Origin of the sequence: Agrobacterium sp. NPDC090283, from assembly GCF_044769685.1 — a bacterium.
Lineage (GTDB): Bacteria > Pseudomonadota > Alphaproteobacteria > Rhizobiales > Rhizobiaceae > Agrobacterium.
Map to the genome: position 1 here is coordinate 64,706 of NZ_JBIVYG010000023.1, position 11,725 is coordinate 76,430.

Here is an 11,725-nt window from a genome sequence, read left to right on the forward strand (position 1 = left end):
TTATTCATGCAATTTACCCGCCGCCATACGCTTAAATTTGCCGGAATTTCCTGTGCCGCCAGCGCGCTTGCCGGGGCGCTCAGAGCCGAAGGCACAGTGCCCGTCGCGGGCGCCGCCTCCGCCCTTCCCTTCGCGCTGACGACGCCGATGCATATCGGCCAGGCCGCGCTGCGCGTGCGCGAGCTTGATCCGATGATCGAGTATTACCGTTCGGTTCTGGGTTTGAACGAGGTGGAGCGCACGGCAAGAGGCGTGACACTGGGCGTCGGCGCCGTGCCGTTGCTCGATCTCGTGCACAAGCCGGCGGCGGATTTCGAAAGTCCCACCTCCGCCGGGCTGTTTCACATCGCCTATCTGATGCCGAGCCGCAAGGATCTCGCCCGCTGGCTGGTGCATGCGGCGTTGAAGCAGGTGCCGCTAACGGGTTTTGCCGATCACAATGTCAGCGAGGCGATCTATCTCAACGATCCCGAAGGTAACGGTATCGAGGTTTACAGCGACCGGCCGAAGGACACATGGACGTGGAGCGGACGGGTGGTGAAAATGGGCACCGAACCGCTCGATGTCGATGACCTGGTGACGCTGACCGACACCAAGAGAAGCGATTATGAGGCCGCTCCACCGGGAATGCGCATCGGGCATGTTCACCTGCGGGTCGGCGAAATCGCCACCGCCCGCGCCTTTTACGAAACGGCCGTCGGCCTGCAACCCACGCAGGACGCGCGCTCGGATGCCTCGTTTCTTTCTTCCGGCGGGTATCATCACCATCTGGCGGTGAATACATGGAACAGCCGTGGCGCGAAGCAACGCAACGCCATGGAGACCGGTCTCGACTGGTTTTCACTCACCATTCGAAATCCCGCCGATCTGGAGGCGCAGAAGGAGCGGCTGCGGGCCGCCGGTTATGTGCTGGTGGAAATGGAGAACGATGTGGTGGAGGCGATCGACCCCTGGGGCACCCGGCTACGGCTTGTGCCGGGGTGAGGTTTGAGGCTTTAATTTTGCGGCGAGTAGATGCCGGGAACGCCTGCGCCATATCGTTCGAATTCCGCAAAGCACAGCATCCGCATTCCCTCATTCCTGTGCTCGTCACAGGAATCTAGCCAGCCCAAGTCCTTGGGCTCGAAGGACTCCTCTCGCCGCGCAGACGCGAGCCGGCTGGATTCCTGTGACGAGCACAGGAATGAGGGAAAAAGGGGCGCATGGCCCCTAAAAAGAAAGCCTTGCGAGGCCACGGCAGCGGCCTCGCAAGGCATTCCATCCGGTACAGGAAACCGGATGGTGGGGTCTGGAGAGAGCCCTAGCTCATGGGCAGAAGATAGCAAAATGCCGCGCATTGTCGCTCACCCGAATGGGTGATACGGCCAGATAAATTCGCAATGGGGGCAAAGCGGAAAAGAAGCCTCAGACGGCTTCGCGCAGCTGCTCGGCGGTCTGCAAATCCACGGAGACGAGTTGCGACACGCCCTGTTCGGCCATGGTGACCCCGAACAGGCGGTTCATGCGCGCCATGGTGATGGGATTGTGGGTGATGATGACGAAGCGGGTTTCGGTGGAAGCCACCATTTCATCCATCAGGTTGCAATAACGCTCGACATTGTGGTCGTCGAGCGGTGCGTCCACCTCGTCCAGTACGCAGATCGGCGCAGGATTGGTGAGGAAGACCGCGAAGATCAGCGCCATGGCCGTCAGCGCCTGCTCGCCGCCCGAAAGCAGCGTCATGGTCTGCGGCTTCTTGCCCGGCGGGCGGGCGAGGATTTCGAGGCCGGCTTCCAGCGGGTCGTCGGATTCGATCAGCTGCAATTCCGCCGTGCCGCCGCCAAAGAGATGGGTGAACAACCGCTGGAACTGCGAATTGACCACATCGAAAGCGGCGATCAGTCTCTCGCGGCCTTCGCGGTTGAGGTTCTGGATACCGGCGCGCAGCTTTCGCACGGCATCGATGATGTCGTCGCGTTCCTTGATCAACGCCTCGAGCTTGGCGGAAAGCTCGGCCTGCTCTTCCTCGGCGCGCAGATTGACCGCGCCAAGCCGCTCGCGCTCAATCTTCAGCCGGTCGAGATCGCGCTCGACATCGCGAATATCGGGCTTCGGCTGGTCAGGGCCAAGACCAGTCAGGCGAAACGCCATATGCGGCTCGGTATTCAGCGTTTCGCGGATGCGATGTTCGGTTTCCTGCCGTTTTTCGCGGGCGGAAACCAGCCGTTCTTCGGCGCGGCCGCGCTTTTCGCGGGCTTCGGCCAGTTCCGAAAGCGCGGTTGCCGCCACCCGGTCGGCGGCGCGCTGCAAGTTCTCGGCCTCGGCCAGCCGGTCGGCGGCCGCGCGGCGGGCGTCCTCGGTCTTCTGCAATTCGTTGAGGAGGTTGCGGCGTTTCTCGTCGAACTCCTCGGGCGCTATGTCGAGTTCAGCGATTTCCTCGCGCGCCTCTTCCTCACGCTCGCGCAGCGTGGCGATGTGATCGGCCGCACTTGCCGCCCGTGACTGCCAGGTGGAACGCTCCTGCCCGATTGCCTGAATTCGGCGCTGGCGGCTTTCCGCCTCGCGGCTCACGCCCTCATGGCGGGCGCGGGCCTCCGCCAGAAGGCCGCGGTCAGTCGCGACTTCGAGTTGGCTTTCACGCAGCTTGAGATCAAGCACGGATAGATCAGGCGCATCTTCCATTTCGATGCGGGCATTTTCCTCCTGAACGGCGATCTCGTCGATCTGCGCGCCGATCTGGTTCAGTGCTTCGGAAACGAAATCCCTGCGGCGCAGCAGATCGCCCGAGGCGCGCTCGGCTGATGTCAGCGCCTCTCGCGCCTCGGCAAGCTGACGGGTCGCGAGCCGGCTCCGGTCGCGCACTTCCGAAAGCCGCAATTCGCTGCTTCTGATGTCTTCGGTTTTCGCGGCAAGCTGGTCTTCGGCCTCGTCCAGAATGGAGCGGGCCTCATCCAGTTCAGTCTCGATTTCAGCAAGACGGTTCTTCTGCGACAGGCGCAGCGCCGCGGCACCCGGCGCATCGGCGCTGGCGATATGGCCGTCCCAGCGGAACAGGTCGCCGTCGCGCGTGACCAGCCGCTGGCCGGCTTTGAGCGAAGGCAGAAGGCGACGGGCTTCCGAAACATCGGCGACGACACCGATCTGCGCAAGGGCACGTCTAAGCGCATCCGGCGCCTGCGCGTAATCCAGAAGCGGTTTCGCGCCTTGCGGCAGGGCGGGATCGCCCGCGCCGTCACCATTTCCGCCCCAATAGGCAGGCGCTGCGGCATCGAGCGGGCTTTCGAGATCATCGCCGAGCGCCGCGCCAAGGGCGGCCTCATAACCGCGCTCCACCGTCATTTCTTCCGCCACCGGCGTGAAACTGCCATTGGCGGCGGCGCTGGAGGCGAGAATCTTGGCGATGGTGCGCGCTTCGGTATCCAGCGCATTCAGCCGGTTCTTCGCGGTTTCCAGCGGCCCGCGCGCCAGTGCTTCGGCGGAACGCGCCTCGGCCACGGCGGTCTCGGCTTCCTCCGCCACGATCAACGCATCCTCGACGGCAATCTCCGCCGCTTCTACCGCTTCGCGGCGCTCCGCGGGATCGGGAAGGCCGGAGAGTTTTTCGTCGATGGCCTCGATCTCGGCGGATGCTTCCTGCGATTGCCGCTCCAGCCTCAGCTTGCGGTCGGAAAGATCGCGGATCGCCCGTTCCAACTGCTGGCGGCCGGCAGCGGCTTCCGCGCGTTCGGCGGTGATGGCGGTGAAGATGGCTTCGCTTTCCGCCAGTTTGACAGCGGCGGTTTCGAAGGCTTCGCGCATCTCTTCCGCATGGCGGCCGGAATCGGAGAGAATTTCGACGAGTTCGGCCTCCTCTTCGTCCAGCCGTGCGAGTATCTGGGCATTATCGGAGACCAGCCGTTCCTCGCGGACGATATCCTCGCCAAGCTGCGAGAGACGGCGCGCCAGCTCATCGCGGCGGCGCAGCAGGCGGTTCGCCTCGTCATCCAGCTGGGTGCGGGCGATCTGCAGGCGTTGCAGGGCGGCGGCCACGCGGGCCTCGTCCTCGCGCAGTTCCGGCAGTTTCAGGCTGGCGATGCCCTGCTGCTTGGCCGCTTCCATCTGACCTTGCGCCTTTTCGGCGACGATATTCGTCGCCTGATTGAGCGCGCTTTCCGCCTCGCCTTCGGCTTCCTTGGCCTCCACCCAGCGGATGTGCAGAAGGGTCGCCTCGCGGGCGCGGATATCGGCGGACAGCATCTTGAAACGGTTGGCCTGCCGCGCCTGGCGTTTCAGGCTTTCGATCTGGCTTTCCAGCTGAGCGGTCACATCCTCCAGCCGCTCCAGATTGGTCTCGGCGGCACGCAGGCGAAGCTCGGCCTCGTGGCGGCGGGAATGCAGGCCGGAAATGCCGGCCGCCTCTTCCAGCAGCTGGCGGCGGGCCTGCGGCTTGGCGTTGATGAGCTCGCCAATACGCCCCTGCCCGACCATGGAGGGCGAGCGCGCGCCGGTGGAGGCATCGGCAAACAGCAGTTGCACATCCTTGGCGCGGGCTTCCTTGCCATTGATGCGGTAAACGGAGCCGTTTTCACGCTCGATACGGCGCGTCACCTGAATTTCATCGGCATCGTTGAAGGCGGCGGGCGCGGTGCGGTCGGAATTGTCGAGATAAAGGCCGACTTCGGCGGTGTTTCTGGCCGGACGGTTGCCGGAACCGGAAAAAATGACGTCATCCATGCCGGATGCGCGCATGTTCTTGTAGGAATTCTCGCCCATCACCCAGCGCAGCGCTTCGACCAGATTGGACTTGCCGCAGCCATTCGGGCCGACAACGCCGGTCAGACCCGGCTCGATAATGAATTCGGAAGGCTCAACGAAGGACTTGAAACCGATGAGGCGGAGCTTGTTGAACTTCATGCCGTCACGCCCCGGCAAGAAGACAGGCAATAAAAAACGGGCGTGCGGACATATCCGCCGCCCGTTGCTTTCAGGGTCCGGCGATCAGAGCAGCTTGTCGATGACAGCCGACATGGTTTCAACCGACATGTCTCCTGCGTATTTCTTGCCGTTGATGATGAAAGTCGGCGTGGAGTTGACGCCGAATTCCGTCGCACCGCGTTGCATGGTTGCGTTCACATCATCCAGAAGTTTCTGGTTCGTCAAGCAGGCCTCGAAAGACTCCTGTGAGAAACCGGCCATTTTCGACATTTGCAGCAGGGCGGCGCGCGCATCCTGCGCGACAGCCCAGCTCTGCTGCTGCTTGAACAGCATGGAAACGAAGGGGAAATACTGACCTTCCGGTGCGCAGCGCGCCAGCATGAAGGCGGCAGCGGCGCGCGGATCGAACGGGAATTCGCGCAGCACGAAATAGACCTTGCCGGTATCGATGTACTTCTTCTTGATTTCTTCGAAGGTCTTGTTGTGGAAGTTGGCGCAGTGCGGGCAGGTCATCGACATATATTCGACGATCTTGACGGGTGCGTTGGCATCGCCGAGCGCCGCTTCCGGCAACGGGCCGGGCTTCATCACCGCGGCCATGTCCACATCGCCGGTGGATTCAGGCAATTCCTGCGCTTCGGCAATACCGGGCGTGAAGGCAAACGGCAGGGCCGTGGCAACGGCAGCGAGGGCAACACCGCCGAGAAGGCTGCGACGGGAAATGGTCAGTTCGGGAAAATGCATGAAAGCACCTGTTGGTAATAGACTCTATTGTCCGTTGATTCCGATATAGCGGCGGCCTGTTCATCACAAGCGGGGTTTTGGACTCTTCTTGTCAAAGAATTGTGACCAGTCAAGGACAGCCGCACCGATCAAATGGTTCGGCCACGCGGCTTCTTCTGCAAAACCGCCGTGCCAAGCCGCTCCACCGCCTTGCGCAATGCCTCGCTCTCGATGCCTTCCATCATGTCATCGAGACGTTTTGCCGCATCGCCGCGCAGGGGCTGGGGTTTGCGCCGGCGGTTGACGGTCTGCGACACCGGCTTCTGCACGATCCTGATCTGGCGCACGGCCGGAAAACCGAAAAAGCCGTTGATGCGGGCGATGAGTTCGCCCTGGGCATGGGTGAGAAACAAAGCGCGCGCACCTTCGCAGGCGATCGTCAGCACGCCGGGCTGATAACCGCCGCGATCCGGGCCTTCGTCGCGGCGCGGCCAGGTGATTTTTTCCGGCCGCGTGCAATCGGCGAAATCATCGCCGGCGATCTCGTCCCAGGAGCCGAGCAATGCGGTGTTGATGCCCGCACGCTTCGACAGCACGGGGTCCATGATGCCATTGGCGACTTCGGCAATCTGGACGACGCCCTTCCGCTGTATAACGCCCTTCTGGGGATAACGCATGTTTCACTCGCGATTTGGGAGCCGACGAATCCGCATGTTCTTGATCGCCTGCTTCTAATGTCCCAACTATAGGCCAAATCGAACAGAAACGGCAAACCATGCTTCAAAAAACCGCCTCGTCGTCTTATGCGCAGCAGCTTCTTGCATGGTACGACCGGCACCATCGCGAACTGCCCTGGCGCACGTCTCCTGCCATGGCGGCGCGGGGAAAACGCGCCGATCCCTATCACGTCTGGCTGTCCGAGGTGATGCTGCAGCAGACGACGGTGCAGGCGGTCAAACCCTATTTCCTGAAGTTTCTCGCCGCATGGCCAAGCGTCAGCGATCTGGCGGCGGCGCCGGTCGAGGATGTCATGGCGGCCTGGGCGGGGCTTGGTTATTATGCCCGCGCCCGCAACCTGAAGAAATGCGCGGAAGCCGTGGCGCGCGACCATGGCGGCGTCTTTCCGGACAGCGAAGACGGCCTGAAGGAACTGCCCGGCATTGGCGATTATACCGCCGCCGCCGTGGCGGCCATCGCGTTTAACCGACAGGCGGCGGTGATGGACGGCAATGTGGAGCGGGTGATTTCGCGCCTCTTTTCCATCGACGCCCCCCTGCCCGGTTCGAAACCGGCCATGAAAGCGAAGGTCGCCGCGCTTACCCCTTCCGACCGGCCCGGCGATTTTGCCCAGGCGATGATGGATCTCGGCGCGACGATCTGCACGCCCAAACGGCCGGCCTGCGCGCTCTGTCCTTTCAATGGCGCCTGTCTTGCGCTTGCCCATGACGAACCCGAACGTTTTCCGGTCAAGGCGGCGAAAAAGGCCAAGCCCGTGCGGCTTGGCGCCGCCTTCGTGGCAGTGAATACCGAGGGCGGGATTCTGCTGCGGCGGCGCATCGACAGTGGGTTGCTCGGCGGCATGACCGAGGTGCCGACAACCGCATGGACCGCCCGTTTGGACGGCGGCACGGAGGCGGGCCACGCGCCCTTTGCCGCCGGCTGGCAGATGGCGGGCGTGATCGTTCATGTCTTCACCCATTTCGAACTGCGGCTCACCGTCTATCGCGCGCAGGTTCCGGATGGCCTTCAAACCGGACCGGATGACGGATGGTGGGAGCCGGTTACAAATCTTGACGCGCAGGCGCTGCCAACGGTGATGAAAAAAGTCATTGCAGCGGCTATTCCATCCGCATTCGATAAAAGCAGGAAAATTCGATGACCAAGATTGACCATATCGTATTCGACATCGGCAAGGTGCTGATCCACTACGATCCGCATATTCCCTATAGCCGTCTCATTCCCGATGCCGACGAGCGCCAATGGTTCTTCGAGAATGTCTGCACCCACGACTGGAATCTCGAGCAGGATCGCGGCCGCCGCTGGGAAGATGCCGAGGCCTTGCTGGTGGAAAAATTCCCCGAGCGGGAAGAACACATCCGCGCCTTCCGCAAATTCTGGCACGAAATGGTCTCGCATTCCTATGAGGACAGCGTCGCGATCATGGTTGCCCTGATCGACAGCGGCCACGATGTGACGATGCTGACGAACTTCGCCTCCGACACTTTTCGCGAGGCGCAGAAGATGTTCCCCTTCCTGACCCTGCCGCGCGGCGTGACAGTCTCCGGCGACATCAAGCTGATCAAGCCCGATGTGGCCATCTACGAGCTTCACGCCCGGGACTTCGGCCTCAACCCCGCCGCTACCCTCTTCATCGATGATACGCTCATCAATGTGGAGGCTGCGAAGGCTGCCGGCTGGCAGGCGGTGCAGTTCACCGGCGCGGACAAGCTGCGGCAGGATTTGCGGGACCATGGGGTGGAGGTGTAAGGAAGCTGCCAGAAAAGGGTGATCGGCGGCAACCTTGTTACGGCCCGTTCACCCAGTCTTCATGGCCGTGGCGCACGCGGACGATCAAGACTTCATCCTCCCCGTCCACGCTATAGACAACCAGATGCGCCCTGAACCGATGGATGCGTAGCGGCGGCGATAATTCGTGCCGCTCGCGTGCCATTCGCGGGTTGCGAGATATCAGTTCAAAGGTCGAATAGAGTTCCCGGTAATATTTTTGCGCCTGCATGGCTCCGAATATCAGAATGCCCTCTTCGGCTATGCGAATAACATCTTCTTCCGCGAGCAGAGACAGGCGAAAGCCCATGATCAGCCGATATCACGCTTCGCTGCCCGGGCCTCCGCCTCGGCGAACAGGGCCTCTTGCGAGCGATGACCAATGCCGCTCTGCAATCCCTCATCCGCCAGACGCTGCATGGCGGCGATCTTTTCACCCCGCTCCTGGTCCTTGCGGATGAGATCACGCACATAGTCGCTGGCATTGGAATAACGGCCTGTTTTCGACTGCGCCTCCACCCATTCCTTCATCGGACCGGGCAACGATATGTTCATGGTCGCCATCTTCGTCTCCTTTGAGGACAAGGTGCAGAATTTGGCAAAGTTTGTCAAAACAGATTGGGAAAAGAAATTGGCGCAGGCGGAAATGGCGGTCTCCGGCCTGCGCCAGTCCTGCCGCAAGCGGCATCGGACGCAATGTTTTTGTGACTTGTCCTGACCGGATTTCACAACCACTGCTTTGATTGAGACAGTATTGCCCATCTCTTGCGCGAAACTTGTCTGGCTAAAATAGGATACTCGAAAATACCAACGCCCGACACCGAAGTGCCGGGCGCTGGTCGTTCTCCATCCGGGACTGAAGGTACTAAACCGGACGGAGACATATGCTGACAAGGGCGGGCGGTGGATCGTTGCCTTCGGCCTTTCGGGCTTTGACTATTCGGCCTTTGCCAGTTCACTGCGGATGATTGTTCTCAGATCATCGATCGGCTTAAGCGCGTCGCCATCCTCGAAATGCCAGAACATCCATCCGTTGCATGCGTCGAGACCCTGCACCTTCGCGCCGAGGCGGTGAATGGAGCCGGCGGTCCCACCGGATGCAAGCGTACCATCGGCACGAATAATGGCACTATAACGGCGCCTCACATCCGTCAGCACCTGGCCGGGGCGGACGAGACCGCTTTCCACCAGCGTGTTGAAGGCAACGCGCGGCTCGGCCTTCTTGCCGGTCATCACGGTCAGTTCCGCCTTGCCGAGCGGTTCGACGGCGGCGATGCGGGCGGATGCCGCGTCGATATAATCCTGTTCGCGCTCGATGCCGACGAAGTGGCGGCCAAGGCGTTTTGCAACCGCACCCGTGGTGCCGGAGCCGAAGAACGGATCGAGCACGATATCGCCCGGCTTCGTCGATGCCATGATGATGCGCGCCAGCAGGGCTTCGGGCTTCTGGGTGGGATGCACCTTCTTGCCGTCGTCGCCCTTCAGCCGCTCGTTACCGCTGCAGATCGGAAACAGCCAGTCGGAGCGCATCTGCACGTCGTCATTGGAGGCCTTCAGCGCGTCGTAGTTGAAGGTATAGCTCTTGGCTTTCGGATCGCGGCTCGCCCAGATCATGGTCTCATGGGCGTTCTGGAAACGCCGGCCCTTGAAATTGGGCATGGGGTTGGTCTTGCGCCAGACAATGTCGTTCAGGATCCAGAAATCGAGGTTCTGAAGCATCGCGCCGACGCGGAAGATATTGTGGTAGGAACCGATGACCCAGATGGTGCCGTTCGGCTTCAGGACACGGCGGCAGGCGAGCAGCCAGGCGCGGGTGAAGGCGTCATAAGCCTCGAAGGAGGCGAACTGGTCCCATTCGTCATCGACGGCATCGACCAGCGACTGATCGGGTCGGTGCAGCGTGCCGCCAAGCTGGAGATTATAGGGCGGATCGGCGAAAATCGCATCGACCGACTGGCTCGGGAGGGCATCCAAGGCAGCGACACAATCACCTTTGATGATGCTGTCTTTCCAGGCGTCGCTCTCGCCCGCACGATCAAAACCGGCACGCCGAAAATCGGCCAGCGGAAAAACTGCTGCCATTGGTACTCGCTCCATACGCTTACTCTTTAACTGACGCTTATGGTTACCGAAGATGGTTATCAAAGCCTGAACAAGTCACGGAAAATGCGAAATAAATGGCTGTTGCGGCGAGCCGGCCGGATTTACGGCGGCAGGCGGGGAACCCGAAGTGCGGCAAAAACGTTGTGCACAACGGGTTCTCCTGTTCCGCGCATTGCGGGGCTGCGGGAGGACCGGTTCTGGCAGGGGTAATCCGCAATGGGGTCCGTGATGAAAATGGCTTCTTTTTCCGTGAATGTCGTTTGCGCCGCTCTTTTCGCAACGGCGCTTCCGGCGCTGTCGCAGGCGCAGGAAGCGGCCCCGCAATATAACGTCGTCACCGACGCGGTGCTCTTCGATGGCGGCCCCTCGCTTGGCAATAGCGACAGGGTTCGGTGGGATTTCTACAAGGCCGACCGGACAGGCGCGCGTACCGACGTGAATGCCGGCGGCTCCTATGATGCGACCTTCGAGGCGAAGCTGCCGGCAGGCCGCTATGTCGGCGTGGCGGCGCTCGGCAATGTGAGCCGCGACGTGCCCTTCGAGGTGAAGGATGGAAGCATCGCGCGGCCGAAGGTGAATTTCGACGCGGCGGAATTGACTGTCGTGCCGAAACGCAGCGCCGGCGGCGATGTGGAAACACAGGCGAAAACCGAAATCACCAAGGGCGATTTCAAGGACAGCGTCTATGGGCAGAATACGGTCTTCGTGCCGGCGGGCGAGATTGTCCTTACCGGCAGCATAGGCCCGGCGCGGGCGCAGGAGAAGCTTGCCATCAAGGCCGGCGACAAGATCAGCCATGAGCTGGTCATTCCGAGCGGTGTGGTGATCGCCAAGGCCGTTTATGCGGAAGGCGGCAGGGCCGTGGAAACGGACGATATCCGCTTCGAGGCGATGTCGGCCAAGGAAACACTCGATGGCACGCGCCAGACCATCAACGGCATTTACGGCACCGGCAAGATGATGGAAATGCCGGCCGGGGACTTCGTCATGCGCGCCCGTCTCGGGAAGGTGACGGTGGAACAGCCCTTCACCGTGACGCCCGGAAAACGCACGGAAATCACCGTCAATCTGGATGCGGGCGTTCTCGCCATTACCGCCCCCGGCGCGGAACGGATCGATATCGTTGAGACGACCAAAGACCTTCAGGGAACACAGAAGGAGATTTCCGGCCGCTACGGCACGAAACATCAGGAAACCCTGCATCCCGGCGACTATTCGGTGAAGGTAAGCTACGACAAGAAGTCCGGCCGCGACCCGAAGGAGATCAGGGCGACCGTCAAGGCGGCGGAGCGGACTGAAACGACCGTGGCGGAGTAATTGCCACGGGGCGGCCCTCCTCCATCTCCCTCATTCCTCCTGCCCCTCCCCTCATCCCTGTGCTTGTCACAGGGATCCTGTGTATTGCGCTTGTGTTATAAGGGTTGCGGGCGGAAGGCCGTCGGGGTCCTGGTCGATTGAGACCGTTTGCTGGCTTTGGCCTCCGCCCGCTCTTGATAATCCC

General features: G+C 61.6%; 11 protein-coding genes. 5 read left to right on the forward strand and 6 right to left on the reverse strand.

Going from position 1 to position 11,725, the window contains the following annotated elements; translation table 11 throughout:
- The first annotated feature begins 6 nt into the window (after positions 1–6).
- Positions 7–984, forward strand: a complete 978-nt coding sequence (locus tag ACIQUH_RS24890) for a VOC family protein (RefSeq protein WP_400820181.1) — start codon at positions 7–9, stop codon at positions 982–984.
- Between the two features lie 420 nt (positions 985–1,404).
- Here ACIQUH_RS24890 and ACIQUH_RS24895 read toward each other — a convergent pair whose 3' ends face one another.
- The 3 genes from ACIQUH_RS24895 to ACIQUH_RS24905 form a co-directional block, all read right to left on the reverse strand.
- Positions 1,405–4,872: an AAA family ATPase gene (locus tag ACIQUH_RS24895; RefSeq protein WP_400820183.1), complete on the reverse strand. Its 3,468-nt coding sequence runs from the start codon at positions 4,870–4,872 to the stop codon at positions 1,405–1,407.
- 84 nt (positions 4,873–4,956) lie between these two features.
- On the reverse strand, positions 4,957–5,637 hold the full coding sequence (locus tag ACIQUH_RS24900; protein ID WP_072494057.1) for a DsbA family protein: 681 nt from the start codon (positions 5,635–5,637) through the stop codon (positions 4,957–4,959).
- Between the two features lie 128 nt (positions 5,638–5,765).
- On the reverse strand, positions 5,766–6,293 hold the full coding sequence (locus ACIQUH_RS24905; RefSeq protein WP_400820187.1) for a DUF721 domain-containing protein: 528 nt from the start codon (positions 6,291–6,293) through the stop codon (positions 5,766–5,768).
- 98 nt (positions 6,294–6,391) lie between these two features.
- Here ACIQUH_RS24905 and mutY point away from each other — a divergent pair, with 98 nt between their 5' ends.
- Together mutY and ACIQUH_RS24915 are read left to right on the forward strand one after the other, a co-directional pair.
- A complete protein-coding gene (gene mutY, locus ACIQUH_RS24910) occupies positions 6,392–7,495 on the forward strand; it encodes an A/G-specific adenine glycosylase (RefSeq protein ID WP_400820190.1) in 1,104 nt (367 codons plus the stop codon).
- Positions 7,492–8,103, forward strand: a complete 612-nt coding sequence (locus ACIQUH_RS24915) for an HAD family hydrolase (protein WP_400820192.1) — start codon at positions 7,492–7,494, stop codon at positions 8,101–8,103. Before mutY ends, ACIQUH_RS24915 begins: the two co-directional genes overlap by 4 nt.
- A gap of 37 nt (positions 8,104–8,140) precedes the next feature.
- On the opposite strand, the gene ACIQUH_RS24920 is transcribed toward ACIQUH_RS24915, so the two are convergent.
- The gene (locus tag ACIQUH_RS24920) at positions 8,141–8,431 is read right to left on the reverse strand and encodes a type II toxin-antitoxin system RelE/ParE family toxin (RefSeq protein WP_400820195.1); all 291 of its coding nucleotides are present in this window, start codon (positions 8,429–8,431) and stop codon (positions 8,141–8,143) included.
- A 2-nt stretch (positions 8,432–8,433) separates the two neighbouring features.
- Positions 8,434–8,685: a type II toxin-antitoxin system ParD family antitoxin gene (locus tag ACIQUH_RS24925; RefSeq protein ID WP_400820198.1), complete on the reverse strand. Its 252-nt coding sequence runs from the start codon at positions 8,683–8,685 to the stop codon at positions 8,434–8,436.
- Here ACIQUH_RS24925 and ACIQUH_RS24930 point away from each other — a divergent pair.
- Positions 8,675–8,839, forward strand: a complete 165-nt coding sequence (locus ACIQUH_RS24930; RefSeq protein WP_400820200.1) for a hypothetical protein — start codon at positions 8,675–8,677, stop codon at positions 8,837–8,839. The genes ACIQUH_RS24925 and ACIQUH_RS24930 overlap by 11 nt on opposite strands.
- Before the next feature lie 218 nt (positions 8,840–9,057).
- Here ACIQUH_RS24930 and ACIQUH_RS24935 read toward each other — a convergent pair whose 3' ends face one another.
- Positions 9,058–10,203, reverse strand: coding sequence for a site-specific DNA-methyltransferase (locus ACIQUH_RS24935; protein ID WP_400820202.1), 1,146 nt, complete (start codon positions 10,201–10,203; stop codon positions 9,058–9,060).
- A 237-nt stretch (positions 10,204–10,440) separates the two neighbouring features.
- On the opposite strand from ACIQUH_RS24935, the gene ACIQUH_RS24940 reads away from it, so the two are divergent.
- Entirely contained in the window at positions 10,441–11,541 is a 1,101-nt protein-coding gene (locus ACIQUH_RS24940) for a hypothetical protein (RefSeq protein WP_400820204.1), read from the forward strand.
- Positions 11,542–11,725 lie beyond the last annotated feature (184 nt).

Excerpts from the sequence above, each read along its gene's own strand:
- ACIQUH_RS24940 (WP_400820204.1), top strand. The coding sequence starts at position 10,441 with ATGGGGTCCGTGATGAAAATGGCTTCTTTTTCCGTGAATGTCGTTTGC.
- ACIQUH_RS24890 (WP_400820181.1), top strand. The coding sequence starts at position 7 with ATGCAATTTACCCGCCGCCATACGCTTAAATTTGCCGGAATTTCCTGT.
- ACIQUH_RS24930 (WP_400820200.1), top strand. The coding sequence starts at position 8,675 with ATGGTCGCCATCTTCGTCTCCTTTGAGGACAAGGTGCAGAATTTGGCA.
- ACIQUH_RS24935 (WP_400820202.1), bottom strand. The coding sequence starts at position 10,203 with ATGGCAGCAGTTTTTCCGCTGGCCGATTTTCGGCGTGCCGGTTTTGAT.
- ACIQUH_RS24925 (WP_400820198.1), bottom strand. The coding sequence starts at position 8,685 with ATGGCGACCATGAACATATCGTTGCCCGGTCCGATGAAGGAATGGGTG.
- ACIQUH_RS24920 (WP_400820195.1), bottom strand. The coding sequence starts at position 8,431 with ATGGGCTTTCGCCTGTCTCTGCTCGCGGAAGAAGATGTTATTCGCATA.
- mutY (WP_400820190.1), top strand. The coding sequence starts at position 6,392 with ATGCTTCAAAAAACCGCCTCGTCGTCTTATGCGCAGCAGCTTCTTGCA.
- ACIQUH_RS24905 (WP_400820187.1), bottom strand. The coding sequence starts at position 6,293 with ATGCGTTATCCCCAGAAGGGCGTTATACAGCGGAAGGGCGTCGTCCAG.
- ACIQUH_RS24895 (WP_400820183.1), bottom strand. The coding sequence starts at position 4,872 with ATGAAGTTCAACAAGCTCCGCCTCATCGGTTTCAAGTCCTTCGTTGAG.
- ACIQUH_RS24915 (WP_400820192.1), top strand. The coding sequence starts at position 7,492 with ATGACCAAGATTGACCATATCGTATTCGACATCGGCAAGGTGCTGATC.
- ACIQUH_RS24900 (WP_072494057.1), bottom strand. The coding sequence starts at position 5,637 with ATGCATTTTCCCGAACTGACCATTTCCCGTCGCAGCCTTCTCGGCGGT.